Here is a 26,331-nt window from a genome sequence, read left to right as displayed (position 1 = left end):
CGCCCAATTTATGAACCAACTCCAACTCTTTCTTCCCTGCGCCGCTGGTGTAGAGGGCTTCCTTGCCGATGAGGTGCACGGCATCACCGGCCTCACGGGGCAAGACCTGCTGGTAGGGCGGGGCGGCGTGCTGCTGCGCAGCTCGTGGCGCCATGCGCTGCAGCTGAACCTGCACAGCCGCCTGACCCAGCGGGTGCTGGTGCAACTGGCGCACCGCCCCTACCGCTCAGAAAACGACCTGTACGCCATGGCCAGCGAGGTGGCCTGGGAGATCTGGTTCACCACGCGCCAGAGCTTCAAGATCGAAGTCACGGCCCAGCACAGCCCGCTGCAGAGCCTGAATTTCGCCGCCCTCAAGGTGAAAGACGCGGTGGCCGACCGCTTCCGTGCCAAGTCCGGTGTGCGCCCCGATGTGAATACCCAGTGGCCCGATGTGCGCATCCACCTGCACCTGACCACCGACGAAGCCACGATCTACATCGACACCTCGGGCGAGCCGCTGTTCAAGCGCGGCTGGCGCGAGGACAAGGGCGACGCGCCCCTGAAGGAAACCCTGGCCGCCGCCATGATCGCCGCCAGCGGCTGGGACCCGCACGGCGACAACCCCCAGCCCCTGTACGACCCCTGCTGCGGCAGCGGCACCATTGCCGTCGAAGCCGCGCAGATCGCTTGCCGCATCCCCGCGGGCATGCTGCGCCGCTTTGCGTTTGAAAAGCTGCTGCCCTTCCAGGCGCACGTCTGGACTGCTATCAAAAACGAAGCTGACAGCGCCATCTGCAAGAGCCCTGTGCCCATTTTTGGCAGCGATGTGGCCCACCGCATGGTGGACTTTGCCCAGCGCAACGCCGAGCGCGCGGGCGTGGCCGACGCCGTGCAACTGCGCGGTGGCGATGCCCTGCAGCGCATGCCGCCGTGCGAGCAGCCCGGCGTGATGCTGCTCAACCCGCCCTACGGCGAGCGCATTGCCGCCGCAGGTAGCGCAGGCCGCAACGCCAGCGAGCGCGCCGCTGACCGTGCCCAGGGCATGGCCGTGGGCCGCGAAGAGGCGCACACCGACGATGGTGGCGAGTTCTTCAGCCAACTGGCCACGCACTGGAAGAAGAACTACAGCGGTTGGACGGCCTGGATGCTGACGCCCGACCTCAAGCTGCCCGGCAAGATGCGCCTGAAGGAATCGCGCCGCGTGCCCATGTGGAACGGCCCCATCGAATGCCGCATGTTCCGCTTCGACCTCATCAAGGGCTCGGTGCGCGCACCCCGTGCAGGGGCTGTGGGCGAGGGCGGCGGTGCCCAACCCCCGGCAAGCCATGGCCAGTAAACCCCTGCGCGCCGTGCTGGCGCTGCCCGCCCATCCGGTGGGCGACGAGCCCGTGCGCGCCCTGGTGCTGGACACCAACATCGTGCTCGACCTGCTGGTGTTTGCCGACGAGGCCGTGGCCCCGGTGCGGGCGCTGCTGGCCGCAGGCCGCCTGCAATGGGTGGCCACGCAGGCCATGCGAACCGAGCTGGCCCGCGTGCTGGCCTACCCGCAAATCGTGCCGCGCCTGGCGTACTACCAGCTCACCGCCGCCGATGTGCTGGCCCGCTACGACGCGCAGGTGCGCTGGGTGGACGTGGCTCCGCGCGTGTCGGCCGTGTGCAAGGACGCCGACGACCAGCAGTTCATCGACCTGGCCGTGGCGCACCGCGCCATCTTGCTCAGCAAGGACAAGGCCGTGATTTGCATGCGAAAAAGGCTGCTAGCGCTGGATACGCAAGCGGTAACAGCTATTGTTTTGGTAGCAAATGAGGCCGCCATGGCCGCAGAGGTTGCTGCAGCGTAACCCTACGCGTGGGTGGTGTGGTGGTGGTTTTGTCGGGGGGCTGTCGGGTGACGCCTTCGGCTAACCCGATCTACGCCGTTGAACCCTTGCTGGGCCTTGCTGCGCCCCGTAGGTCGGGTTAGCGCAGCGTAACTCGACGTTCTTTGGTTTGGACGCGGCCTGACGGGTGATGCTTGCGGTTCGCCCGATCTGCATCTGCCTGCATCTGAACCCGCCTCTCAGGCCATCAAGTCATACGCCGCGCGCACGCGCTGCACATCGCGCCCCAGCTTGCGGCTTTGGGGCAGGTGGCGGGCCAGGCGCAGGCGGCGCACGCTTTGCGCCATCACCGCTTGCAGGGCCGGGCCCCGGGCCGCAATCCACTGCGCCCACAAGGGGCGTGCGTCTTCCAGTGCGCCGCACTGGCGCAGGTAAATGGCGGTGGAATGCGCGTAGCACAGCGCATCGCGCCCATGGCACAGCGGCAGCGGCAGCACGGCCATGGGGTCGTCTTCAAAGTCCACGTAGCCCACCACGCCATCGGGGCAGCGCACCAGGTTGCGGGCAAAGGCCTGGCTCAAGCAGGCGCCCTGGTTGTGCACCAGCTCAATGGCGCGCAGCCCCTGCACCCACAGGCGCAGCACGGCCTCAGGGCCTGCGGGCACGGCCGCCTCGATCTCGTTGCCCAGCGAGGGCGTTTGCTCGGCCGGGCGCCCCAGGTGGCGCATCAAAAAGCCGTTGTCTTGCGCGGCCAGCACGGTGGGCACGCGCAGGCCGCGTGCGGCCAGGTCGCGCAGGCGCTGCACCTCGGTGGCGATGGCAATGTTGCCGCCCAGGTTGGGCACAGGCTGCAGCACGGGCAGGCCAAACAGCAGCGCCAGCGCGCCCAGCACGCGGTAGCGCGCCATGCCGTGCGGCGTGTTGGCTTTTTTCACCCACACCTGCTCGTCGCCCAGGCGGTAGCAGGCGGCATTGAATTGCTGGGTTTGCAGCTGGCGGGCCAGGAAGGCGGCGTAGTCCACCGCCGGGGCGGGGGCGGGCACCTGCAGGTGCTCAGAAATGGCGGGCAAATTCATGAAGGCGGACAGCGGGAAGCGAAAGCGGAAGGCGCAGACGGCAGGCTACACCGCAGTGTGGGCCTGAAAACTGTAGGAGTTGGCCAGGGGCCAGTATTGGCGGAACACATTGTGCTGCGCCTCCAGCGGCCCCAGCAGCGCGCCAGGCTCCACGCGCGCGATCAGGTTGGAGAGCAGGCGCACCTCGGTGTCGCTGATGCGGCGCACGATGTGGTGCGCGGTGATGTCGCTCGGGTGCATGAGGCCCGCCGCCTGCACCAGCTCTTGCAGCGCATGCAGCGTGCTGCGATGGAACTGCGCCACGCGCGTGGCCTTGTCGGGCACCACCAGGGCCTGCTGGCGCTGCGGGTCTTGCGTGGCCACGCCTGTGGGGCAGTGGCCGGTGTGGCAGTTTTGCGCCTGGATGCAACCCAGCGCCATCATGAAGCCGCGCCCGGCGTTGCACCAGTCGGCCCCCAGCGCCATCATGCGGGCAATGTCGAAGGCGCTGATCACCTTGCCTGCGCAGCCAATGCGCACCCGCTCGCGCAGGTTCACGCCCACCAGCGTGTTGTGCACCAGCAGCAGGCCCTCTTGCAGCGGGGCTCCGACGTGGTCGGTGAATTCGACCGGCGCAGCACCCGTGCCGCCCTCGGCCCCATCGACCACGATGAAGTCGGGGGTGATGCCGGTCTCCAGCATGGCCTTGACGATGGCAAACCACTCCCACGGGTGGCCCAGGCAGAACTTGAAGCCCGTGGGCTTGCCGCCCGAGAGCTGCCGCAGCCGGGCGATGAACTGCATCATCTCCACCGGTGTGCTGAACGCACTGTGCCGTGCGGGCGAGATGCAGGCATGGCCCTCGGGCACGCCCCGGGCGGCGGCGATCTCGGCCGTCACCTTGGCGCCGGGCAGCACACCGCCGTGGCCGGGCTTGGCGCCCTGGCTCAGCTTCAGCTCGATCATCTTCACCTGCGGGTCTTGCGCGTTGGCCGCAAAGCGCTCGGGGCTGAAGCTGCCATCGTCGTTGCGGCAGCCAAAGTAGCCCGATCCAATCTCCCAGATCAAATCACCGCCATGCACGCGGTGGTGCTCGCTGATGCTGCCCTCGCCCGTGTCGTGCGCAAAGCCGCCGTTCTTGGCGCCCAGGTTCAGCGCCTTGATGGCCTGCGCCGACAGCGCGCCAAAGCTCATGGCCGAGATGTTGAACACGCTGGCCTGGTAGGGCTGGGTGCACGGCGCCACCGAGGCCGATGCCGCATCCGGGCTGCCGCCAATCCACACCCGAAAGTCGTGCGAGGCCAGTTGCGTGGGCGCCATTGAGTGGTTGACCCACTCATAGCCCTGCGCCCCCACATCCAGGTGCGTGCCAAAGGGGCGGTTGTCCGGGTCGCCCTTGGCGCGCTGGTACACCAGCGAGCGCTGTGCGCGCGAGAACGGCGCGGCCTCGCTGTCGCTTTCAATGAAGTACTGGCGCACCTCGGGCCGCACGTATTCGAGCATGAAGCGGATGTGGCCGATGACCGGGTAATTGCGCAAGATGGCGTGGCGCTGCTGGCGCACGTCGTAAATGCCCAGGGCCACCAAGGCCGCCAGCACCGCCAGCGTGGCCAGCCACACCAGGGCAGGCCCCCAGACCACCAGGGCCACCGCATTGAAGAGCAGGGCGGCAATGCACAGCGCAAAGGCTGTGTAGCGCACCGGGTAGAGCTGGTTGAGTTGGTGGATCATGGCGGTCGCTAGAGGGGTTCGGGATGCGGCGGGCTACACTCGCCGCCTTGGCGCGGCGCGCACCCGCCGATTTTGGGGCCGCTTTGCGCCCCGGCCGGGCGGGCCGGTGCGAGGCATCATAAGAGCTTTGCCACCTGCGCGCCCCGGCTGCCTTCCCCCTATCGGAGCCCTCATCCATGACCCCCACCGAATCCTCCACACCGCAGGCCGACGCCGACCTGACCCCTGCCAACGCCGCGCCTGCCGACAGCACCGTCGGTTTGGCCCCTGAAGAGCTGGAAGAGCTCGACAACCTGCTGGACGACCTGCGCACACGCGGCGAAGAAATCCCGCAGTGGGAGTTCTGCGACGGCTTCATGACCGCGCTGATCTGCAGCCGCCGCCCCATCGCCCCGGCCGAATACCTGCCCATGCTGCTGGGCGACGGCGCTGAGCTGGAAGTGGCCGACGGCGAACCCCTGCCCCTGCTGCCCGCCTTTGCCGATGCGGCCCAGCAAGCGCGCTTCATGGAGCTGTGGATGCGCCGCTGGAACGAGATCGTGACCCAGCTCGACACCGACGTGAAGACGCTGGACGACGACCGCACCTTCCAGCCCGAAGCCATGGACATGCGCGGCGCCGTGGCCAGCCTGCCCGAGGAAGAACGGGCCGAGATGGCGGGCCAGGAAATCCCGTCCTTTGGCCAGGTGTGGGCCCTCGGCTTCATGTTCGCCGTAGAAAACTGGCCCGAAGACTGGGCCGCCCCCCGTGACAAGGAAGCCGCCAAGTGGCTGGACGATGCGCTCAGCAGCGTCGTCGCCCTGACGGAAGACGACACCGGCAAGCCCGAAGTCTGCATGTACAACGAAGACGGCCCTCCCAGCACCAGCCAGGCGCGCGTGGAGACCTTTGGCGAAGCCATCTGGGCCGTGTACGACCTGCGCCAGCTGTGGAAGAGCATGGGCCCCCGCGTGGAGACCCTGCGCAAAGCCCCAGAGCCTGGCCGCAACGACCCTTGCCACTGCGGCAGCGGCAAGAAGTACAAGAAGTGCCACGGAGGATGAGTACAACCCCCTAAGGCGCTACGCGCCTTCCCCCTTCTCTCGAATCGCTATGCGATTCGGGAAGGGGGACGCCACCAGCGCTTGCAAGCAAAGCGCCGCCCGCGCAGGTTGGCGGCCCTTGCGCGGTGGCCGCTGGTAGGGCTGCGCGCATCGACGAGATCGGGATTGATGCGAACTTGTGACCCCCTATCCTCGGTGAGATGTAATGTGTTTTTGCTATTTAATTTATAGCTGCTTGCGCTTTTTAGGTAAGCGCTAGAGCCTTTTTTGTTTGATATGTCTCGCAGCGCGCCTTCGGGCGCGCTTTGCTTTGCAGCTTCCATGAATCCATCTTTCCTCACCCGCCTGCGCGCCGAATGGGCGCCCAGCATTCCCCGCGAGCTGCTGGCCGGGGCCGTGGCCACCTTTGCGCTGATCCCCGAAGTCATCGCCTTCTCCTTCGTGGCGGGCGTGGACCCTTCGGTGGGGCTCTTTGCCTCGTTTGTCATCAGCCTGGTCATTGCCTTCACGGGCGGGCGGCCCGCCATGGTGTCGGCCGCTGCGGGCTCGGTGGCGCTGGTGGCTGCGCCGCTGGTGCAGTCGCACGGGCTGGGCTATTTGCTGGCGGCGGGGTTGCTGGCCGGGGCCGTGCAGGTGGCGTTTGGGCTGATGAAGCTGGGCGTGCTGATGCGTTTCGTGTCCAGTTCGGTGCGCACGGGTTTCGTGAATGCGCTGGCCCTCCTCATCTTCGCCGCGCAGCTGCCGCACTTGCACGGCGCCAGTGTGGCCACCTGGGGTGCGCTGGCGCTGGGGCTGGCGCTCATCTATGGCCTGCCGTGGCTGGGCCAGCGGCTGGCGTGGCCTGCGCTGTCCGTGATCCCGTCACCGCTGATCTGCGTGGTGGTGCTCACGGTGCTGGCCTCGGCGCTGGGGCTGCACCTGCCCACCGTGGGTGACCTGGGCCGACTGCCCGATGCGCTGCCTGTGTTTGCGCTGCCGCAGGTGCCCGCGTCGCTCGACACGCTGCGCATCATCCTGCTGCCCGCGCTGGCAATTGCCATGGTCGGCCTGCTCGAATCGGTGCTCACCGCCGCCGTGGTCGATGAACTGACCGACACGCCCAGCGACAAGAACCGCGAATGCGCGGGCTTGGGGCTTGCCAACATCGCAGCCAGCCTGTTTGGCGGCATTGCGGGCTGCGGCATGATCGGCCAGGCCGTGGGCAACGTTAAGTACGGCGGGCGCGGGCGCCTGTCCACGCTGTTTGCCGGGGTGTTCCTGCTCATCCTCATGGTGGCGCTCAAGCCCTGGGTGTCGCAGGTACCGGTGATTGCGCTGGTGGCCATCATGGTCATGGTGTCGGCCGAAACGTTTGACTGGAAATCGCTGAGCGCCCTGGTGCGCCACCCGCGCCTGTCCAGCGCCGCTATGCTGGCCACCGTGGCCGTCACCATCGCCACGCACAACCTGGCCGCTGGGGTGGCCGTGGGTGTGGTGCTCAGTGGCGTGTTCTTTGCGTTCAAGGTCTCGCGCATGCTCGATGTGCGCATGCACGACGATGCCCAGACCGGCCAACGCACTTGGCACGTGTCCGGCCAGGTGTTCTTTGCCTCGGCCGATGCGTTCATCGAGGCGTTTGACGTGCTGGGCGCCGAAGGCCGCGCGGTGTGCATTGATGTGACGCACGCGCACTTCTGGGACATCACCGCTGTGGCTGCACTCGACAAGGTGGTGCAGCGCTTGCGCCACCACGGCTGCACGGTGCAGGTGCTGGGGCTCAGCGAAGCCAGTGCGGTGCTGATTGACCGTTTGGGCGACGACGCGGTGGCGGGCCGCTTGCGGGGCGATCCAGCCGCCGGTTGAAAAGACGGGGAACAGGCGCTTACATCAGCAGCGTCAGCAGGTGCTGCTGGTCCGGCGTCTCGCGCCGGTCCACCACGCGGTGCTTCACCACCGTTTCATGGGTTTCCAGCTGCTGCCGGTCGGTGCTGCGCACGGCACTGGTGAGCTTGTTATCGGCTGCGCTGATCAGGGTGCTCACGGTGCGGTGGTCCTGGATGGCATACCGGTCAAAATTGCCTGAGAGGATGTCGAGTGCGCCGTCATAGCGTGCCTTGGCGTAGTTCGATTGCAGCTGCTCGCTTTGCGTCTGAATGATGCCTGCCGTCTTTTCCTTGCGGTCCGCATCGACGGTGGTCTTCTGGCTGATGGCGTATTGCGCCTTGCCCTGCTCGTTGACATTGCCCCAGCGGTTGTCACGGCTGAAGTCGCCGCTGAAGCTGGCCTCAAAGTCCACCAGGCCGCTGAGCAGGGGCTGCACCTTCTCGACCAGGGCCGCGTCCACCGCGCTGGTCTCGCCCACGGGGGTGTCGCCCGCCGTGGTGGGCGCTGCACCGTGCAATTGCGAAAAGCTGCTTTTGAACAAGGCCACCAGCTTTTCATCGGCGTGGCTGCGGTCTGCTGCGGCATCGATGAGCTGCAGCTGCTGCGCAATGGCCGCCTGGCGCTGCTGCGCGCTGCCCGTTTGAAAGGGTGGCGTAGCGTCCAGCCGCAGGTCCATCTTGCCCGCAGCGCCCTGGTACGACAGCGAACTGCCGCCATCGCCCAGGTGCAAGGCAAATGACCCCAGGGCCGCCGAAGCCGTGGGGTTCTGAATGTCCAGATTCAGTTGCGAAAACGCGCTGCGGTCATAGGCCAGCAGGCCCGAGAGATCGATCTCCGGCGCATCGGCATCGCCCAGCCCGGCCAGCGTGTCCTCCAGCCCTTGCGACAGCGCGGCCAGTGCCCGGCGCTCTGTCTCGCTCAGCGGCCCGGTGCTGCTGACGGACACCTGCAAGCCCTGGCTGCTGCCCTCGCCCAATGCCCCTGGCTGCCGGTTGACCGCAATCTGCAAGTCCACCGTCTGCCCCGACCGTGTTTTGATCTGCAGCGTGACGGTGGTGGCGCCTTTCTGAAGGCGGTCAAACTGCTCTTTCAGGGGCTGCGTTGGGTCTGCCGCCGACAGCAAGGTCTGCTGGTAGTTCAGTGGCGATGTCGATGGGGCGGAAGCCATCGACAACAGCGCACTGCCCAGGCCGTTCCATTGGCTGGCCAGGGTGCGCTCGGTGCTGCGAAACTCGTTGTGCGCCATCTGGCGGCTGATGGCATCGCCAGCGGGCGCGGTGGCCCAGGCCTGCACACGCTGTGGCTCTGCCGCCGGGCTGTCGGGCAACTCAGCCTTGGGCCCCGATCCCCAGGCGACCGACACCAGCGGTCCGTAGGTGTTGTCGGGCGGCACCGCCCGGTCTTGCGACTGCGTGCTCCAGATGATCGACGCCGTGGGCACTGCATCGTCTGTGGCCCCGGTCTGCACTGCGGCTGCGGTGGATGCAGAGGCCAGGGCATCGCCGCCCGCCTCTTGCACCCGCTGGCGCAACACCTCGCGATCCATAGAAGGCGTTGGCACGGCCCCGCGCGCGGCAGACAACAGCGATAGCGACGTCAAGGGCGTTCCCTCCCGGGGTGTTGGTTTGACAAACAGTTATCTATTTATCGGCGCGTTGGGGGCAATCTGTAGGGCGAATGGGCGCCAGGGGCGACACATGCAGGCTGGTGGCCCCGCCAATGCGGTAGCTAGGCGTGCTACCCATGCTGCATGGTGAGATTGCTATGTATTTGATAGCTATTTGCGCTTGATTAGAAAGCGCTAGAGGCCTGTTTGGTTTGTACTCGGGCCACTGCGTGCAGCTGGTGTGAATGTGGCTGCTGGGTGAACAGGGTTGCGATGGGGTGCTTTGGGCCCAGCGCAGCTGTTCAGAAGTGCCGCCTGAAAGCCGCCATTGACTTGCTGCAGCGGCTGCTGGAAATCACGGTATCTGCCTACGGCAAGCTATAGTTTGCTGACTTAGCGCGTGCCGAGTTTCATGGAATTTTTATACCTGAACTTTTGAACAGCTCATCGCTTGCAAAGCTATGCTGCAAGCGGCCTCCAGGAGGAATCAGTGTCCAGATTATCCCGCAGGTTTTACGGTCTAAATTACGTTAGGCGCCATGTCCACTATCACTCGAATTGCGAGCACTTCTTTTCTGCTCATCGCAAGTAGCAGCGCGATTGCGACCAACTATGACGGCGCTACGACGGCCTTGATTGGCCTCCCAACTCTTCTTCTATTCAACGCTCTTCTTGGACTGTTCATGGCATTGAGATACAGCTGGCTGAGAAATCTGATTGCAACCGTGGCACTGGTCCCCCTGCTTATTCTCTGGATTGCTCTGTCGAACGACGCGCTTTCGGAGTTCAATCGCCCCGGCGACGGTTGGATACTGAGTGCCTTGTATTTCGGCTTGGTAGCAATGTCCGTGTTTCTATACTACAAACTAGTCAGCCGCCGACACAGCGGGCAGCCGCATCCGAAAGCCGCTGACGGTGGCGCCTAAACCTTCCGACAAGCGGACCTCCACAAGCTGCGCTTGTGGTTCCCTCCGCGCTGCACGCTCCGGCGTCCGCTTACTTCCACGTTGAACACCCGCTTCCACCTGCCACCACCGGCTGCTCCTGGCCGTCAGTTGAAATTCGTACTTGGCTCTTCGGTTCCCTCGGGACTCCAGAACCGCCACACGCCGACCTCCTTGCCATCGCGATAGCAACCTTCTGCTGCAGGTTGGCCGTTCGGATGGTAGTCACGCCAAAGCCCGCATTCCTTGCCATCTTTGTAATGGCCTTCCGAAATCATGGTTCCATTTTCATCGTACTCAACGAAGAGACCGTGTCGAACCCATCGCGTGCCGTCTGCTGCCATCACCCTCGCATAGCGGAACCTGATGACTCCTGACTCGTGGGGAATCTCGGCGATGTTCAGCTCAGTATTGATGTTCATACTATTTGTGTGGGGGAGAGTTGACAGAGGATTGGGAACGTCAACTGTTGGCCGATAGTACTCACTCGCGGACGCGTCCCGCATGAGCCTGCAGCGGACCTTCTCGCTGTCTCAGACTCTATTGCCCGTGAACAGCAACCCCCCTCACCCCTGCGCCAAAAACTTCTTCAAGTTCCCCGCCGCCGTACTCCGCACCTTGCGTTTGAGCGAAGGCGACCAGCCCAGCAGCACGCCCGGCAGGCCCAGGGCCTGGCGCGACCATCGCCAGAAGCTGAAGCGGTCGCGGTGGGTGGCGATGAGCCCGTCGGGCGTGAAGGTGAAGGTGCCGTCGATGATGTTGTGCACCTTGCGCCCGGTGGCGCTGAAGAGGTAGTGCGCCTCCCAGTGCGCGCGGCCGCCGTTGGCGTCGGCTTCGATGCCGTTGAACTCCAGCTTCCAGTGCTCGGCCGCGCCGGGCTTTTGGGTGGCGCTGCACAGCATGCGCCACATGCCGCCCACCTGCTCGCGGCCCTTGAGCGAGAAGGCCTCGTCGTCAAACGTGGCGTTGGGCGCGTAGCAGGCGGCCATGGTGGCGTGGTCGAGCTGGCTGAAGGCGGTGTAAAAGCGCTGCAGGGTCTGGGCGTTGGGGTGCATGGGGTCTCCTCCTGAATGTGGGCGCCCATGCTACCCGCTGGGCGGTGGCCGCACTGCCGCCTGGGCGACGCTGGCCGCAGTTCAGCACGCCGCCCGGCCGCCGTATCAGCTCTGCGCGACCTTGAGCCGGGGCACGGCACCATCTGCAATGGCTTCGCCAAACGGGCTCAGCAGCGTGGCGCCCACCTTCTCTTGCACCGCCACGGGCAGCAGGGGGAACACCAGCTCGGCAAAGCGGTAGGCCTCTTCCAGGTGCGGATAGCCTGAGAGCACAAACGTGTCAGCCCCCAGTGCCGCGTATTCCTTCAGGCGGTCTGCCACTTGCTGCGGGTTGCCCACCAAGGCCGTGCCCGCGCCGCCGCGCACCAGGCCCACACCGGCCCACAGGTTGGGGCTGATCTCCAGCTTGTCGCGCTTGCCGCCGTGCAGAGCGCTCATGCGCTGCTGGCCTTCCGAGTCCAGGCGCGCCAGTGCCGCCTGTGCGCGGGCCACCGTGTCGTCGTCCAGCTCGCTGATCAGTCGGTCGGCGGCGGCCCAGGCTTCTTGCTCGGTCTCGCGCACGATCACGTGCAGGCGCACGCCAAAGCGCACGGTGCGGCCCTTGGCGGCGGCGCGGGCGCGGATGTCGGCAAACTTGGCTGCCACATCTTCGGGGCGCTCGCCCCACGAGATGTACAGCTCCACCTGCTCGGCCGCCAGGTCGTGCGCAGCGGGGGACGAGCCACCAAAGTACAGCGGCGGGTGCGGCTGCTGCAGCGGTGGAAAGAGCTGGCGCGCACCTTTGACTTTGATGTGCTCGCCATCAAAGTCCACCGTCTCGCCCGCCAGCAGGCCTTTCCACACGGTGAGGAATTCGCGCGCATGGTCGTAGCGTGCATCGTGCGAGAGAAAGGTGCCATCGGCCTCCAGGTCGCCCGCATCGCCCCCGGCCACCACGTTGATGAGCAGGCGCCCGGCCGAGAGGCGGTCCAGCGTGGCGGCCATGCGCGCATTGGCCGTGACGGAGAACGTGGTGGGCCGCAGCGCCACCAAAAACTTGAGCGTGCGCGTGACGGCCGCCAGGTTGGAGGCGATGACCCACGAGTCCTCGCACGAGCGCCCTGTGGGCACCAGCACGCCGCCGTAGCCCAGGCGCTCAGCCGCCTGTGCAATCTGCTGCAAATAGGTTTGGTCGACCGCCCGCGCTTGCTGCGTGCTGCCAAGGTAACGGCCATCGCCGTGGGTGGGAAGGAACCAGAAAACGTTGAGGCTCATGAGGGACTTTCAGCATCAGGAATGAAGGAAAGCCCCATTGTTCGAATGCGCCTGCACCACCGTTTGATCTGCCGCAAACCCGCATGGGCACTGGGTTTGCTTGCATCGGTGGGCGCATATGCATGCTCGGTTTTTGCATAAGCGGGGTGTGCATTGCACCCCTGGCAGACGCCGTGCGCGGGACGGCTCAGGCGCTTGCGTGCAGCAGCGCGTTCAACCGCTCGCAGGCCCAGTGCAGCGTCTGCTGGCGCACGGCGGCGCGGTCGCCGTCGAAGCGGCGGGTGGCGGTGGTCACGGTGCCGTTCACGTTCCAGCCAAACCAGACGGTGCCCACGGGTTTGTCGGCGCTGCCGCCTGTGGGGCCTGCAATGCCGGTGACGGCCACGGCCACCTGGGCGCGGGAGTGGGCCACGGCGCCTTGGGCCATGGCGCGGGCCACGGGCTCGCTCACGGCGCCGTGCTCGGCGATCAGCGCAGCGGGCACGCCCAGCAGTTCGGTCTTGGCCTCGTTCGAGTAAGTGACGAAGCCGCGCTCAAACCACTGGCTCGAACCTGCCAGGTCGGTGCAGGCGGCGGCGATCATGCCGCCGGTGCAGCTCTCGGCGGTGGCCAGCATCCAGCCGCGTGTAAGCAGGGTGGCAGATATTTGAATCAAATTAGCCTCTAGCGCTTGATTGGTAAGCGCTAGCAGCTCACTTTTTGATAGTGATTGAAGTGTCGGTGCGGACAGGCCGGTGGGGTCTGCGGGGCTCATGCCAAGAACCTCCACAGTGCAATCACCAGCAGCGTGCAGAAGCCGGCCACAAAGTCGTCAAACAAAATGCCCCAGCCACCGCGCCAGCCAAAGCCTTTGAACAGGCTGTCGGCCCAGCCCACGGGGCCGGGCTTGGCGGCGTCAAAAAAGCGGAACAGGGCGAAGGCCACGATCTGGCCCGTGAGGCCCATGGGCATGGCCAGCCACAGCACGAGCCAGAAGGCCACGATTTCGTCCCACACGATGGCGCCGGGGTCGGCCACGCGCAGGTTGCGGGCGGCGGTGGTGCAGGCCCACCAGCCCACCAGGGCGCCGCCTGCGATCAGTGCGCCCATTTGCCAGGCATTGAGCCAGGGCTTGAGCACCGAAAACGACATCCAGCCCCACAGCGTGCCCACGGTGCCCGGCGCGATGGGCGAGAGGCCCGAGCCAAAGCCCAGCGCAATGGCGTGGGCCGGGTGGGCCAGCATGAAGGCGGCGCTGGCGCGGCGGGGCGCGCCCTGGCCGGGGGCTGCGGCTGCAGGGGTGGGGGAATCAAAGGTCATTGGCGTTCCTGCACTTCCAGGTCTTTGGCGTAGCGGATGGTGTGCTCGGCGCTGAACTGCGCGGTGGCGCCTGCGGCCAGGGGCTGCTGCCAGGCCACGGTGCCGGGGGTGCGGTTCCAGGCCAATTCGGCGGGTTGGGGCTGGTAGCGCGATTCGACCTCGATTTTTTCGTTGCGCGATTGGGGCGCGGCATGCAGCACCTGCAGCGTCACAGGCGTCTTGTGGCGGTTCTCCAACGTGTAAGCGCGGCGGGTGCGGCGTTCCACACGCGAGCCGGTGAAGCCGGTGCTGCCCGTCAGGTCTTGCACGGGCTCGGCGCGCACGGTGATCAGGTCGTCGCGCCCAAAGGCCAGGCTGCTGGTGCCATTGGTGCCGGTTGTGTTGGCTGCGGTGGCAAAGTCGATGCGGCCTGTGCCCACAAAGGCGCCATCGCGGTACAGGTTGGCTGTGCCCACGGGCCACACTCCGGGGGGCGGTGTCAGCTCGGCCACCAGGTAGGCGGCTTCTTCCACCGCGGGGGCGGTGCGGGTGAGCAGCGTGGCGGGCGCGGTGTAGTTGCCCAAGGCCAGCGTCACACGCTGGCCGTTGGACGGAACGGTGATGCGCTGGGGCACCGCAAATTCAGTGGCAAAGGCCTTGTCGGTGCTGCTCACTTCAAAGCTGGGCAGCGCCTCGTCGGCACTGGCGCGGCGTGCCACGGGCGATGCGGGCGGCGGCGGGGCTGCCATGGCCATGGCAGCGGCGGGCATGGCCACCTTGGGCATGGGCGGGGCGATGTCCAGCGTCCAGGGGCGGGGCAGGCGGCCCTGGGTGGCGCGCCCGGGCTGGCCGGTGGAGAGGGTGAGCTGCACATTGCTCCAGTCCTCGCCACTGTTTTGTGCCACCAGGGCCTGGCGCTCCAGCAGCACGCTGGGTTTGGCGGCGTCCAGCGTTGCCCGGTAGGTGGGCTGCCAGCCGGTGCCGCGCACCTGGTAGGACAGGCGCAGCTCGGCCTCGCGGTCAGTGGCCAGCGTGACGGTGACGGAGACCACCTGTGCGCGCTGGCTGGCCGTGCGCTCGCGCTCGGCGGTCAGGGGCTTGAGGGCCAGTTCCAGCGCCTCTTGCTTGCGCTGCAGTTGGTGGGCGCGGGTTTGCGACTCTTGCGCCGATTTGCGCAGTGCGTCGGCGGTGGCAGCGATCTGTGCGGGTGTGGTGGCTTGCAGGCGGCCTGCGGGTGTTTCGGTGCCGGCTCCCCCGGTCGCTACGTTCTTCAGGTAGCCATCGACCAGTTGCAGCGAGGCGGCTTCGGCCTTGATGGCGGCAATCTGGTCTTCCAGCTCGCGGATGCGGCCATCGAGCGGGCTGGCGCAGGCGGCCACCACGTCGCGGTCTTCGGTGCGCACATTGAATTCGCCCACGCGCACTGCGGGGTCGGCGTTGATCTGCAGGCTTTGCGCATCGAGCGACGCGGGCAGGCAGCCCAGCGTGATGCTGCGCGCGCCTGCGGGCACCTTGGCCACGCGCTCGACCGTGGCGCTGCCGGGGTACACGGTGACGCGGGCAATCCGCGAGGCGGTGTCTTGCGCCAGCGCCGGGCTGGCGGCGGCCCACAGGGCGGCCAGTGTGGCCAGGGTGGTCATGGCGGCAGGGGGCAAGGGGCGGGCAGGTGTGGTGTGCTTCACGGCGGGGCTCCTGGGGGGCAGAGGGGCAAAACGGCGCAGGCGCTGCGGCGCCCGCTTTGCGGTGGGTGGAATGCTAGCAGTGTGGGGCCTTGCGAAAACGCGGGGGGCGCAGCGCTTTACGGCTTGTTTATGTTGGGTTAAGGCGCCCTTCATCCCCTGGGACTATGGTGGCAAGACCGACAAAACAAGGACAGGGTCGATGATGAAAAAGGTTTTGGGAAGCACGCTGGCATTGGCCGTGCTGTTGTGGGCGATGGCCGTGCCGTGGCAAGACCCGGTGACGCCGGTGATGAATGTCTGGTGGTGGCGCAACCAAGTGCTGTTGCTGACCGGGCTGGGTGCCTGGGCGCTGATGTCGCTGATCATGGTGCTGTCGCTGCGCCCCGCGTGGCTGGAGCGGCCGCTGGGCGGCATGGACAAGGTCTACCGCCTGCACAAGTGGGCGGGCATTGGGGCCATCGTGCTGTCGCTTTTGCACTATGGAACGCAGCTGTCCAAGAGCCTGCTGGTGGCCTGGGTGGGCCGCCCTGTAAAGGCCCCGCGTGCTGACTGGTGGCTCAACACCTTCCGCCATTTGGCGGAAGAGATGGGCGAGTGGGCGGTGTGGTTCCTGGCGGCCATGCTGGTCATCACGCTGTGGCAGCGGTTTCCGTACCACGTGTGGCGCTACCTGCACAAATTGCTGGCGGTGGTGTACCTGGTGCTGGCCTTCCATGCCGTGGTGCTGGTGCCGCCTGACTGGTGGGCGCAGCCTGCGGGCGCGTTCGTGGCCGTGGCCACGCTGGCGGGCGTGTTGTGCGCCGTGCGTTCGCTGGCCGGGCGCATTGGCGGCAGCCGCCGCCATGCGGCGCAGGTGGTGGCGGTGCAGGCCCACCCCAGCGGCGTGGTGGAGCTGGAGTGCCAGGTGCAGGGCGCCTGGAAGCACCAGGCCGGGCAGTTTGCCTTCTTGACCCTGCAGGCGGGCGAGGGGCACCACCCCTTCACGCTGGTCAACGCCGATGCAGGCGATGGCCGAGTGCGCTTTGCCATCAAGGCGCTGGGCGACTACACCGCGCAGCTGGCCCAGCGCGTGGCCGTGGGCCAGTCGGTGTGGGTGGAGGGGCCTTATGGGCGGTTCGACTTTCGCCAAGACCGCGCACCCGAGCAGGTGTGGGTGGCGGCAGGCATTGGCGCCACACCGTTTGTGGCGTGGCTGGAATCGCTGGTGGCTGACCCGGCCCAGGCCCCGGTGGTGCAGCTGCACTACTGCGTGCGCCATGCGGGCGAGGCCGTGTTTGCCCAGCGCATGCAGCGGTTGTGTGCGCAGTTGCCCAGCGTGACGCTGCACGTGCACCACAGCGACGCTGCGGGCCCGGTGGCCGCCGAGGCGTTGCTGGCCAGCGCCGGGCCGCAGGCCAGCGTGTGGTTCTGCGGGCCGCAGGGCTTTGGCCAGGCGCTGCGCAGCGCCATGCAGCGCCTGGGGCGCCGGCCGCGCAGCTTTCACCAAGAGCTGTTCCAGATGCGCTGATGGGCGCGCTGCGCCGCACGGCCCGGTACGGATCAGGCCGCTATTGTCAGGCCATGGGTGTCAGGCCACGGGCGTCAGGCCACGGGCGTCAGGTAAGCGATCAGGCGGCCCATGCGGCGGATCCACTCTGAGGTGACGATGAACTGCGGCTTCTCACGCTTCACGTAGGGCTCGATCTCGGGTGGGTTGTCGGCCGGGTAGGGCGAGGTGTCGTACACATCGCCCACATGCTTGCTGCGGTAGGCCGTGCCCGTGTAGGCGGTGCTGGGGCCGTCTGCCTTGTAGGGGTTGACGATCTCGGGCACGGGCGAGGTCCAGTAGTTCTTGGTGCCCAGCTCGGTGAGCAGCGTCTGCACCTCGGTATCTGGCACGGTGGGCGTGGTCATCACGGCGCCAGCGAACAGATCGGGGAAGTCCACCTCGCGGATCGAGAAGTACTTGGGCAGCGCGCGGGTGCCGGTGGTCTTGAGCGGTGACTTGGCCACCATGGCCGCGATCTCGGCGCTGGTCATGGCGTTGAGCTTGTTGTAGGTGGCCTCCAGCGTGGCGATGTTGATGGTGCGGCCCGCCGAGTAGTGGCTGATGGTGTTGGTGTAGTCCTTGTCGGCGTAGTAGGCGCCGTTGTGGATGTTGGAGCCGTAGCGGTGCATGTACAGCCCGTCGTTGGTGCCCAGCTCGATGAAGGTGGGGTGCGTGCGGCCCCCGGCGAGCAGCGGGTTCTTGGTGGCCGCATCGGCAGGCAGCGGGCAGCTCTTGAGCCAGGCGATCGCCTCGGGGATGCGGGCCAGGTACTTCTTGTCGCCCGTGAGCTGGAAGTAGTTGAACAGCTGGTTGATGTTGGTCTGCGTGGTGTGCGTGGCCAGCGAGCGGGGCTCGTAGCTGCGCGCACCGGCGGGCGCGCCTGCAGGGCGGCCGCCCGTGGGGCGCGAGAGGTGCTGCAGGCTCCAGCCCGCCTGGGGGCCGGGCTGCTGCATCAGGCGCATGCATTCCATGGCGCGCTCGATGTTGCTGATCAGGCGCGTCTCGCCCAGGGCAATCACGCACAGGGTCAGGAACTTGATGTTCTCGCCCATCACGTCGTCGTTGAAGGTGACGTGCAGGGTGTAGTCGCCATCGCCCATGCCCGCAATGCCGCCGGGCGGAATCTGCCCTGCATTGGGCTGCGGCATGCTGCTGACCGAGCCGGGGAAGTGGGGGAAGCGCTGCGGCCAGCCACCGTTGGCAATGCCGTATTCAGGCCCAAACTGGGACTTGACCATGAAGTCGATGGCCTTTTGCAGCGGCGCCAGAAAGCGAGTGTCACGTTTTTCGAGGTACATGCGCAGCATGAGCTGCGAGGCCACGGCGGTGCCTGCATCGTCAAACGTGGCGTTGCCGTAGTAGTGCTGAAACTCTTCGAGCCGCCAGCCGTTCTTGCCAATGGTTTCATACCACTTCTTGAGCGACTCTTCGCCCGCAAAGTCGTGGATGTAGTTCCACCCGCCCGAGCTGTGCTGCGCGGCCGCAATGGCCAGGGCGGTGCGCTCGGCGGCCTGGTAGTAGCGCTCGTCGCTGGTGGCGTGGTAGGCGTCCAGGTACACATGGCCCACCGAGGGCGTGCCGGGCGGCTGGATCCAGCACATGGTGCGGTAGGCCTCCATCTCACCAAAGGTCTGCTTCAGGTCGGGCGAATACGACCACACGTAGCCGCCCTGGTAGGACACCACTTCGTCCATGTACTGCGCTGCGCGCTTGAGGCCTGCGGCCGCTTCGGCCTTGGCGCCGCTGAACTCCACGCCCCCATTGCTGCCTCCGCCGCCGCAGGCGGTCATCAGCAGCGGTGAAAGGGCTGCGGTCAGGGCAAAGTCTCTGCGCTTCATGTGTCTGTCTCCTCATTGAATGGATGTGTGCCTGGGGCAGCCCGCAAGGGGGCGCCACAGGTCCGGTCTGGATGCCGATGCTGTGTGGACATTACTTAGAGAAATGATGTCGTACAACAAGCGGCGATTCTCTGGAGTTTGATTTGCCACATGAATGGCGTTTACCCGTATGGCTGGTTAGCAAATGTTGCTGAAAAATGGGATGCATTCGCAGATGAAATGCTTGTCGTCCCACTAAAAAATGAAACGAAGCGGTATGCGCTAAAAGAGTGTCAAAGGCAAATTGCAAACTGAAAAGCAGGTGGCGTGGGTGCCTTCCATCCCGCAATCGGTATCCAGTGATGTGCAAATTGATATGACATCGTACTAATAAGTAATAACCGAGGATGGTCCGCCCAAGGGGGTCGAGCCCACAAAAAAGGAGTGAGGAGATGACACACCAACTGCTGCGGCAGGCCCGCCAATGGGCGGCCCCGCTGGCGCTGGGCCTGGCCTGCGCTGTGGCGCCTGCCAGCGCGCAAACCAAGCTGCGGGCCTGGAATATTCACCCCGACGGCTACCCCGTGACCGAGGCGATGAAAAGCTTTGCCGACCAGGTGAACAAGGGCACGCAGGGGCGTTACCAGATCGAGGTGTTCTCCAACGCCACGCTGGGCGATCAGCCCAAGGCGGTGCAGATGCTCAAGAGCGGCGAGATCGACCTGGCCGAGTTCAGCTCGGGCCCACTGTCCGACGCGGTGCCGGGTATCAAGGTGCTGAACCTGCCGTTTCTGTTCACCGACTCGGCCCACATGTTCCGCCACCTGGACGGCAAGCTGGGCGAGCGCTTTGCCTCCAACCTCAAAGGCGCTGGCTTTGTGGTGCTGGGCTGGTACGACGGCGGGGCGCGCTCGTTTTACTGCGCTGGCCGCAGCCCGAACAATCTGCGCGATCTCGCGGGGGCGTCCATCCGCGTGCAGCAGTCGGAGATCTACATTGAAATGGTCAAGCTGCTGGACGCCAAGCCCGTTCCACTGCCCTTCAAAGAGGTGATGGCCGGATTTGAAAAGGGCACCATCGACTGCGCCGAGAACAACATGCCGTCGTACGAGGCGACGGGCCATTACAAGGTCGCCAAAAACGTGTACGTGACCAACCACGTGGTCTCGCCCGAGGCGCTGGTGGTATCGGCCGCGCTGTGGGGCAAGCTGTCAGAGGCCGACCGCAAGGTCTTTCAAGACGCCGGTGGCAAATCAGCCCTGCTGATGCGCGAGCTGTGGAACAAGCGTGTGGCCCAGGCGCAGGAGACCACGGCCAAGCAGGGTGCGCAGTTTGTGCGGGTCAAGGACGTGTCGCCCTTCGTGCGCCGCATGTCGCCGCTGTACGGCAAGTACATGAACGACCCCACCACGCGCGAAGAGCTGCTCAGCATCATCGCCAACAAGTGAGGGCGCGGGGCCGCGCTGCCCGCTGCGCACGGGCGCGCGTGCCGATCAGCGCACCCATCTGCACGCTGATGGGTGCGTCAGGCGAAGTGATCGAACGAGGCGAAGCGGTGCTCCACCCGCTGGCCCTGTGCATCCACCAGCCGCAGCCCGGGCTCTGCCTGCACCTGGCCAATGCGTGCCACGGGCGTCTGGCTTTGCGCGGCGGCCGCCGCCACGGCGGCGCGGTGCGCTGGCGGGGCGGTGAACACCAGCTCGTAGTCGTCCCCGCCTGCCAGCGTGCACTGCTGCAGCAGCGGTGCGCTGGTTTGAGTGTCAAATAGGCCTGTAGCGCTTGATAAATAAGCGCTAGCAGCTATCAATTTGATAGTTTCATGGGTGTGGATGCACGCCCCTACGCCCGAGGCCTTGAGGATGTGGGCAAAGTCGCCCAGCAGGCCGTCGCTAACGTCCATGGCGCTGCTGGCAATGCCGCGCAGCGCCAGGCCCAACGCCACGCGGGGCGTGGGCCGCTCCAGCCGCAGGCGGGCCTGGGCCAGCAGGTCGTCAGGCAGGTGGATGTGGCCGAGCAGCGCTTCCAGCGCCAGACGTGCATCGCCCAGCGTGCCGCTCACGTAGATGTCGTCGCCCGCCCGTGCGCCACTGCGCAGCAGGGCCTGGCCCGCAGGCACCTCGCCAAACACGGTGATGCAGATGTTGAGCGGGCCCTGCGTGGTGTCGCCACCCACCAGCTCACAGCCGTGCGCATCGGCCAGCGTCAGCAGCCCGCGTGAGAAGCCCGCCAGCCACGCTTCATCCACCCGGGGCAGGGCCAAAGCCAGCGTGAAGGCCATCGGCTTGGCGCCGCAGGCGGCCAGGTCCGACAGGTTGACGGCCAGCGCCTTGTGGCCCAGGGCCTCGGGGTCCACATCGGCAAAGAAGTGGCGGCCCTCGACCAGCATGTCGCTGCTGATGGCCAGCTGCATGCCGGGGCGCGGGGCCAGCAAGGCGCAGTCGTCGCCTACGCCCAAGGCGGCGTGGCGCACGGGGCGCGTGAAGTAGCGCGCGATCAAGTCAAATTCACCCATGCTCCGATTGTCGGTGGGTTGGGGGCTGCAACAGTCGATCCGTCGGGGGCTCAGACCGGCACGCCGCGAAAGCGCTGCGCTGCCTGGCGGCTGACCTCGGCCAGCAACTGCTCTTCGCGCTGGCGCTCGCGCAGCCAGCGGGCATCGTTCTGGCCGGCTTCGGTCTCGGTGCGCAGCAGGTGCAGCGCGTTGGCGGCGCCTTGCACGGCGGCGTGGCCTGCAATCTGGTTCATCGTCTGCAGGATGTGCTCGCGCAGCGGCATGTGTTCACCCGTGGCCGGGTCCACATACACCGCGTCCAGCCCAAAGCGGCAGGCCTGGAAGCGGTTGTAGGTGTAGACGAGGTAGTCGTCTTCCTGCGGCATGAAGGGCTGGTCGGCCAGGAACCATGAGCCCAGGGCCTGCACGTAGCCTGCCAGCGCGGCAGCGCGCTCGATGGTCAGGGGAGTGTCGAACACGCGGATTTCGATGGTGCCGAATTCGGGCTTGGGGCGGATGTCCCAGTAAAAGTCCTTCATGCTTTTCACGACCCCGGTGCGGGTCATCTTGTCGAAGTACTGACCAAACGCTTCCCAGGTCAGTACAAACGGTGCGCGGCCCGACAGCGGGAACGCAAACACCGAGTTCAGCCGTGCCGAGTCAAACGCCGTGTCTTGCCCCTGCACATAAGGGCTTGACGCGGACAGTGCGATGAAGTGCGGGATGTAGCGCGACATGCGGTGCAGCATGAGCAGCGCGGCGTTCGCGTCGGGGCAGCCAATGTGCACGTGCTGGCCGAAGATGGTGAACTGTTTGGACAGGTAGCCATACAGCTCCGACAGTTCGCGAAAGCGCGGCTTGTCGTAGATGCGGCGCTCGTGCCATTGCTGGAACGGGTGCGTGCCACCGCCCACCACGGCGATGTTGAGCTTGTCGGCGCTTTTGACCAGCGCGTCGCGGATCGGCGTGAGCTGGCCCACCACTTCGCTGGCCGAGTGGCAGATGCCCGTGGAGATTTCGATCATGCTGTTCGTCATCTCGGGCACCACGCTGCCGGGCAGCGGGGTTTTCTTCATCAGGCGCAGCATGTCCTCGGCATAGGGGGCCAGGTCGTAGTCGTTGGTGTTGACGAGCTGCAGCTCCAGTTCAACGCCCAGCGTCAGCGGTTCGGAGTGGTGAAAGGCTTCAAGACTCATGGGACTCTCCGTTGCGGCCACCGCGCAGCAGCGGTGCCCAGGGTTTCGAGCTTTCGCCCGCACGGTAAATGGCCACGGTGGCAATCACGGCGCCCAGCACCTCCATCAGCAAGATGGCGGGCAGCGCCACGCTGGCAATCTGGTAGCCGGTGGAGGGTGAGGCGACCACGAACTGCGAGGCAATCAGCAGAGCAATGGACGACATGGGCGTCATCGCGCAACCCACCCACAGCGCCTGGCGCCAGCTGGCACCGCTGCCCACATTGCCCACCGCCACGCCCAGCGCCTTGGCCAGCAGGCGCACGGCAATCAGGGCCAGCACCACGCCTGCGACGGGGCCGCTCCAGTCGGCCTGCGCGGCCACGGTGGAGACCAGCACAAACATCAGCATGGTGAGCAGCGAGGACGCATTGCCCAGCTGCCGTGGCCAAGCCCAGGGCCGGGGGTTGAGCTGCTTGAGCAAAATGCCCGCCAGCAGCGCCGCCAGCGGGGCCGAGCCGCCCATGTGGGCCGCCACTGCCGTGCCTGCGGCAATGAGGGCCAGCAGCAGCATGGAGGTGTTCTCGCTCGTGGGGCTCATGAAGCGCAGCGCCGTGCGCAGCACCAGCGCCAGCACGGCGGCCACGATGATCGATACGCCCAGCACCACCACAATGGGGTACACGGTGCTCATCAGCGTGGCGCTGTGGCGGTTCATCTGCTCAGACCAGGCTGAGCCGAGCGTGAGGGCGTACAGCGTGGAGAGCGTGGCCAGCACCACCGCGCGTTCGGTCACCGGGCCGGCCGCGCGGGTGTCGGCCACCACGCGGGTCAGCACTGCAGGCGACGCAGCCAGCGCCACCAGGGCCAGGGGGCCTGCCACTTGCGCTGGCTGGTCCAGCCACAGCAACATCCCATACACCGCGAAGTACGTCAGCGTGGATTCGGCAATGCTCTGCACCAGCACCATGGGGTTGTGCCGGAACCAGCGCAGCGAGATGCGCCCACCGCACTCAAACAGCACGATGGCAATGCCCAGCTCCAGCAAAAACAGGCCAATGCCCTGCAGCGGCCACACCGCCCCACTGAAGCCCGCCAGGCCTGCGGCCGTGCCGACCAGCGAGTAGCCGAGCACCTTGGGCAGGCCCGAGTGCCGATGCACCAGATAGCCCACCATGGCCGCCACGGCCAGCAGCAGCGACCACTGCACGGTGGGCAGCCCCGCCGAGGGCCTGAGCCACTGGGCCCAGAAGCTGAAAAGTTCGTTCATTGCATGCGCCCTTTGTGCGATTCGGGACAGGCCCGGAGGTGGATGAAAGGCCCTGTTGTGCCCGGTGGGCGCAGACAGCGGCGCGGCTTGGGGGCGGCCGATGGCGAATGGTCGGCCTGGGGTGGCCGCCCGTGCCATGGTGACAAAGGCCTGTGACTTGGGTAGAACACCCGGGTAGTGCACCCGGCCAGCGGCCCGGTATGCGGGGTGTCTTACAGTGCGCGCAGGCACTGCCCAAGTGCCGGTGAATTTACTGCTTGAAGCAGTTGTATCGTGTAGGACGGATACGCAGATCACGCGCCGCACCCTGCGGGACGGTGGTGGGCGATCTGCGTGATAAGGCGCGTCAGCGTGCGCGCTCGGGCCGGAAGAAGCTCAGCGGTGCGGTGCGCAGGCGCGCGCGAATGGCAGCGTAAATGCGTGAGCGGTCTACCCCGCTCACGCTGCGCGCGCGCATGGCCAGGTTGAAGGCCAGGTAGAAGCTCACCCCCACATTGAGGGCGCCCAGCAACGGTAGGGTTGCCACAGCCCACCAGAAGGAGGGCTGGTGCAGCACATCCAGCCCCAGGGTGGCGCTGGCGGCGGCAATCTGCCCGGCCGACAGCGTGACGTGCCGCACGTCCAGCCCCAGGCCAAAGAAGGTGGCAATCACCGGCACCAGGCCCAGCATGAAGCCCAGCGAAATATTAGCCGCAAAACCAGAGATGTTGTCGCGCAGGAAGTGCGCCCAGCGCGCGGCCCGAGGTGCTCCCAAAAAGCGGGTGATGCGTGGGTTGTAATGGATGGCCGAGTCCAGCCGCGCCAGCACAAACCAGTTCTCAGCCCAGCCCGCGATGATGCTGGAGGCAAACAGCAGCACCCCGGTGAAGGCCGCAAACAGCACCGAAGGGCCGAGCAGGTGCAAGGACTCAAGGACATGTTCGGCCTGCTTGGTGTTGATGGGCGGCTGGCCCAGGGTGTGGAGCATCAGCAGCGCAATGCCCAGCACCACCGGGTACACCACCAGCACGTTGCCCAGCACGGCAGCCACTTGTGATCGCACCAGGTGGGTGATCTCGTCCACAAACGACTCGATGGCATCACCCGTGCCCAGTTCCTTGAGCTTGGCGGCCATGGCGGGTGCCGTCATGGCGGGCTGCTTGGTGGCCACGGTGAAGTGCAGCAGCTGCACCAGCACAAAGCTCACGGCGTAATTGAATCCCGCCCAAAAACCCGCCCAGAAGGCGGACAAGGCCAGTGCATACAGCGCAAACTTGGCCAGGGTGGTGAAGGCAATCACCAGCCCGCCGCCCGCCGCCTTTTTGACCATGGAGCGGTATTCGGCCGCCGTGCGGGTGATGTAGTGCTCGCCCGTCTCGGCGCTGCGCTCGGCCACCTTGGCGGCCACTAGCGATGAGTTGGACGCATACAGCGCCCGCAGGCTGCGCCGCTCTTGCCCCACCTGCACCAGCGAGGCCATGAGCTTGGCGGCCGCAGCGGCGGGCTTGGGCGAGAGCAGGCAGTCCAGCAGCAAGCGCACGCGCAAAATGCGCTCGCGCAACTGGCGCAGGCGAAACACCAGCCCCACCGAAATCCCGTTGTCTTCAAAGTGGGTGTACACCGTGGCTGCGGCGGCGCGGCAGGCCTCCAGTCGCTCGCGCAGGCGCTGCGCGGCTTCGTTGAGGCGGTCGGGTGTGCGCAGGGCGTGCTGCACTTCCACGCGCAGGCTCTCCACATCGCTGATGAGGGCATGAAACGGCTGCGCATCGCGTGCGGCTTCGCTCATGCGCAGCCGCAGCTCAGGGGCAAAGCCGGTCGAGAGAATCTGGCCTGCGCAGTACGTCATGGCGTTGAGCAGGGCCCTGTGCCAAGGCGAGATGCCTGTGCCCTCTGCGGGCGCCAGCAGCGCTGCCAGGCGGTTCAGCTGGGTTTCGTCCAGTGCAGACACCCATTGGGCATCGAATTCGTGCGGCAGGGCCAGTACGAACAACTCCGAGGCATCGATGGTTTCTGGCGTGCCGGGCAGCCATTTGGTGCGCAGGCGCACCGCCAGCTCGCTGACCAGTGCGGTGCGCGGGGCAAAGCCAAAGTCGGCCAGCAAGGTGGTGATGTCAACGGTATCGATGAGGCGGGCCCACCAGGCCTGCAGGCGGGCCTGCAGCTCGGGGCGCGCCTGCACGGCGTCCAGAAAAAGCTGAAACCGGGCCACCGCACCGGGCACCGAGTCGCGCTGGCCGCGCACCCAGTCCAGCAGGTCGATGAGCCAAAGATGTCGGTGCGCCAGATCGGCCTGGGGTTGCAGCGCAGCCAGGATGCCGGCCAGGTCGTCGGGGCGGCTCAATGCAGCACCCTGGTGCCCAAGGGCTGGCCCGAGGGGCCGTGCTGGATGGCCTCCAAAACGAACAGAGGCACGGGTGTGTCGAAGGGTTCACCATCTTCTGCCACACAGTGGAAGGTGCCGTGCATGGTGCCGCTGGAGGTGCGCAGGCGGCAGCCGCTGGTGTACTGAAAGGCTTCACCGGGCTTGAGCAGGGGTTGCTGGCCCACCACGCCCAGGCCTTTGACTTCTTCGGTGTGGCCACGGGCATCGCTGATGATCCAGTGGCGCGAGATCAGCTGTCCGGGCGCATCCCCCGTGTTGGTGATGGTGATGGTGTAGGCGAAGCTGAACACCTCGCTGTCTGGCTCCGATTGCTCGGGCAGATACTCGGGCAGGACTTCCACCGCAAACTGGTACTTTGACATGGGCCGGATGGTA

The 26,331-nt window shown here is 66.3% G+C and carries 22 protein-coding genes; 7 read left to right on the top strand and 15 right to left on the bottom strand.

Going from position 1 to position 26,331, the window contains the following annotated elements; all coding sequences use genetic code 11:
* The first annotated feature begins 10 nt into the window (after window positions 1-10).
* Window positions 11-1,318 (top strand): class I SAM-dependent RNA methyltransferase, encoded by a 1,308-nt coding sequence (locus CLU88_RS12900; RefSeq protein WP_099656940.1) that lies wholly within the window; start codon window positions 11-13, stop codon window positions 1,316-1,318.
* Complete coding sequence (locus CLU88_RS12895) at window positions 1,308-1,823, top strand: putative toxin-antitoxin system toxin component, PIN family (protein WP_099658845.1); 516 nt, start codon at window positions 1,308-1,310, stop codon at window positions 1,821-1,823. Before CLU88_RS12900 ends, CLU88_RS12895 begins: the two co-directional genes overlap by 11 nt.
* A gap of 218 nt (window positions 1,824-2,041) precedes the next feature.
* Here the strand turns inward: CLU88_RS12895 and CLU88_RS12890 are convergent, their stop codons facing one another.
* Both CLU88_RS12890 and CLU88_RS12885 read right to left on the bottom strand, forming a co-directional pair.
* Window positions 2,042-2,878 (bottom strand): hypothetical protein, encoded by an 837-nt coding sequence (locus CLU88_RS12890; RefSeq protein ID WP_099656939.1) that lies wholly within the window; start codon window positions 2,876-2,878, stop codon window positions 2,042-2,044.
* 45 nt (window positions 2,879-2,923) lie between these two features.
* Window positions 2,924-4,588, bottom strand: coding sequence for an FMN-binding glutamate synthase family protein (locus tag CLU88_RS12885; protein WP_099656938.1), 1,665 nt, complete (start codon window positions 4,586-4,588; stop codon window positions 2,924-2,926).
* A 176-nt stretch (window positions 4,589-4,764) separates the two neighbouring features.
* On the opposite strand from CLU88_RS12885, the gene CLU88_RS12880 reads away from it, so the two are divergent.
* Both CLU88_RS12880 and CLU88_RS12875 read left to right on the top strand, forming a co-directional pair.
* Window positions 4,765-5,631: a UPF0149 family protein gene (locus CLU88_RS12880; protein WP_233205460.1), complete on the top strand. Its 867-nt coding sequence runs from the start codon at window positions 4,765-4,767 to the stop codon at window positions 5,629-5,631.
* Between the two features lie 321 nt (window positions 5,632-5,952).
* Window positions 5,953-7,473, top strand: coding sequence for a SulP family inorganic anion transporter (locus tag CLU88_RS12875; protein WP_099656937.1), 1,521 nt, complete (start codon window positions 5,953-5,955; stop codon window positions 7,471-7,473).
* Window positions 7,474-7,492: 19 nt separating this feature from the next.
* Here CLU88_RS12875 and CLU88_RS12870 read toward each other — a convergent pair whose 3' ends face one another.
* Window positions 7,493-9,094, bottom strand: a complete 1,602-nt coding sequence (locus CLU88_RS12870; RefSeq protein ID WP_143225999.1) for a hypothetical protein — start codon at window positions 9,092-9,094, stop codon at window positions 7,493-7,495.
* 545 nt (window positions 9,095-9,639) lie between these two features.
* Here CLU88_RS12870 and CLU88_RS12865 point away from each other — a divergent pair.
* Entirely contained in the window at window positions 9,640-10,026 is a 387-nt protein-coding gene (locus CLU88_RS12865; protein ID WP_099656935.1) for a hypothetical protein, read from the top strand.
* Window positions 10,027-10,151: 125 nt separating this feature from the next.
* Here CLU88_RS12865 and CLU88_RS12860 read toward each other — a convergent pair whose 3' ends face one another.
* The 6 genes from CLU88_RS12860 to CLU88_RS12835 all read right to left on the bottom strand — a co-directional run bounded on the left by CLU88_RS12860 (window position 10,152) and on the right by CLU88_RS12835 (window position 15,271).
* Window positions 10,152-10,466, bottom strand: coding sequence for a toxin-antitoxin system YwqK family antitoxin (locus CLU88_RS12860; protein ID WP_099656934.1), 315 nt, complete (start codon window positions 10,464-10,466; stop codon window positions 10,152-10,154).
* A gap of 144 nt (window positions 10,467-10,610) precedes the next feature.
* A complete protein-coding gene (locus CLU88_RS12855; RefSeq protein WP_099656933.1) occupies window positions 10,611-11,099 on the bottom strand; it encodes a nuclear transport factor 2 family protein in 489 nt (162 codons plus the stop codon).
* 105 nt (window positions 11,100-11,204) lie between these two features.
* Window positions 11,205-12,353 carry an FMNH2-dependent alkanesulfonate monooxygenase gene (ssuD, locus tag CLU88_RS12850; protein WP_099656932.1) on the bottom strand — a complete coding sequence of 383 codons (1,149 nt, stop codon included), beginning with the start codon at window positions 12,351-12,353 and terminating at the stop codon, window positions 11,205-11,207.
* A 187-nt stretch (window positions 12,354-12,540) separates the two neighbouring features.
* Window positions 12,541-12,969 carry a CinA family protein gene (locus CLU88_RS12845; RefSeq protein ID WP_369827695.1) on the bottom strand — a complete coding sequence of 143 codons (429 nt, stop codon included), beginning with the start codon at window positions 12,967-12,969 and terminating at the stop codon, window positions 12,541-12,543.
* A gap of 134 nt (window positions 12,970-13,103) precedes the next feature.
* Window positions 13,104-13,652: a phosphatidylglycerophosphatase A gene (locus CLU88_RS12840; protein WP_099656930.1), complete on the bottom strand. Its 549-nt coding sequence runs from the start codon at window positions 13,650-13,652 to the stop codon at window positions 13,104-13,106.
* Window positions 13,649-15,271, bottom strand: a complete 1,623-nt coding sequence (locus CLU88_RS12835) for a DUF4139 domain-containing protein (protein WP_099658843.1) — start codon at window positions 15,269-15,271, stop codon at window positions 13,649-13,651. The genes CLU88_RS12840 and CLU88_RS12835 overlap by 4 nt, the downstream gene beginning before the upstream one ends.
* 244 nt (window positions 15,272-15,515) lie before the next feature.
* Between CLU88_RS12835 and CLU88_RS12830 the strand changes: the two genes are divergently transcribed.
* Entirely contained in the window at window positions 15,516-16,820 is a 1,305-nt protein-coding gene (locus CLU88_RS12830; RefSeq protein ID WP_199173447.1) for a ferric reductase-like transmembrane domain-containing protein, read from the top strand.
* 74 nt (window positions 16,821-16,894) lie between these two features.
* On the opposite strand, the gene CLU88_RS12825 is transcribed toward CLU88_RS12830, so the two are convergent.
* Complete coding sequence (locus tag CLU88_RS12825; protein WP_099656929.1) at window positions 16,895-18,679, bottom strand: pectate lyase; 1,785 nt, start codon at window positions 18,677-18,679, stop codon at window positions 16,895-16,897.
* 431 nt (window positions 18,680-19,110) lie between these two features.
* Here CLU88_RS12825 and CLU88_RS12820 point away from each other — a divergent pair, with 431 nt between their 5' ends.
* Complete coding sequence (locus tag CLU88_RS12820) at window positions 19,111-20,106, top strand: TRAP transporter substrate-binding protein (protein WP_099656928.1); 996 nt, start codon at window positions 19,111-19,113, stop codon at window positions 20,104-20,106.
* A 77-nt stretch (window positions 20,107-20,183) separates the two neighbouring features.
* Here the strand turns inward: CLU88_RS12820 and thiL are convergent, their stop codons facing one another.
* The 5 genes from thiL to apaG all read right to left on the bottom strand — a co-directional run bounded on the left by thiL (window position 20,184) and on the right by apaG (window position 26,318).
* Window positions 20,184-21,170 carry a thiamine-phosphate kinase gene (gene thiL, locus CLU88_RS12815; protein WP_099656927.1) on the bottom strand — a complete coding sequence of 329 codons (987 nt, stop codon included), beginning with the start codon at window positions 21,168-21,170 and terminating at the stop codon, window positions 20,184-20,186.
* A gap of 50 nt (window positions 21,171-21,220) precedes the next feature.
* A complete protein-coding gene (locus CLU88_RS12810; protein ID WP_099656926.1) occupies window positions 21,221-22,345 on the bottom strand; it encodes a YbdK family carboxylate-amine ligase in 1,125 nt (374 codons plus the stop codon).
* The gene (locus tag CLU88_RS12805; RefSeq protein WP_099656925.1) at window positions 22,335-23,594 is read right to left on the bottom strand and encodes a cation:proton antiporter; all 1,260 of its coding nucleotides are present in this window, start codon (window positions 23,592-23,594) and stop codon (window positions 22,335-22,337) included. Before CLU88_RS12805 ends, CLU88_RS12810 begins: the two co-directional genes overlap by 11 nt.
* Before the next feature lie 346 nt (window positions 23,595-23,940).
* On the bottom strand, window positions 23,941-25,914 hold the full coding sequence (locus CLU88_RS12800; protein WP_099656924.1) for a site-specific recombinase: 1,974 nt from the start codon (window positions 25,912-25,914) through the stop codon (window positions 23,941-23,943).
* Window positions 25,911-26,318 (bottom strand): Co2+/Mg2+ efflux protein ApaG, encoded by a 408-nt coding sequence (gene apaG, locus CLU88_RS12795; RefSeq protein WP_099656923.1) that lies wholly within the window; start codon window positions 26,316-26,318, stop codon window positions 25,911-25,913. Before apaG ends, CLU88_RS12800 begins: the two co-directional genes overlap by 4 nt.
* Between the last annotated feature and the right edge of the window lie 13 nt (window positions 26,319-26,331).

Source organism: Acidovorax sp. 56 (genome assembly GCF_002749705.1).
Lineage (GTDB): Bacteria > Pseudomonadota > Gammaproteobacteria > Burkholderiales > Burkholderiaceae_C > Acidovorax.
Note: the sequence above shows the minus strand (reverse complement) of the source record. Positions and strands in the feature narration are given on the sequence as shown.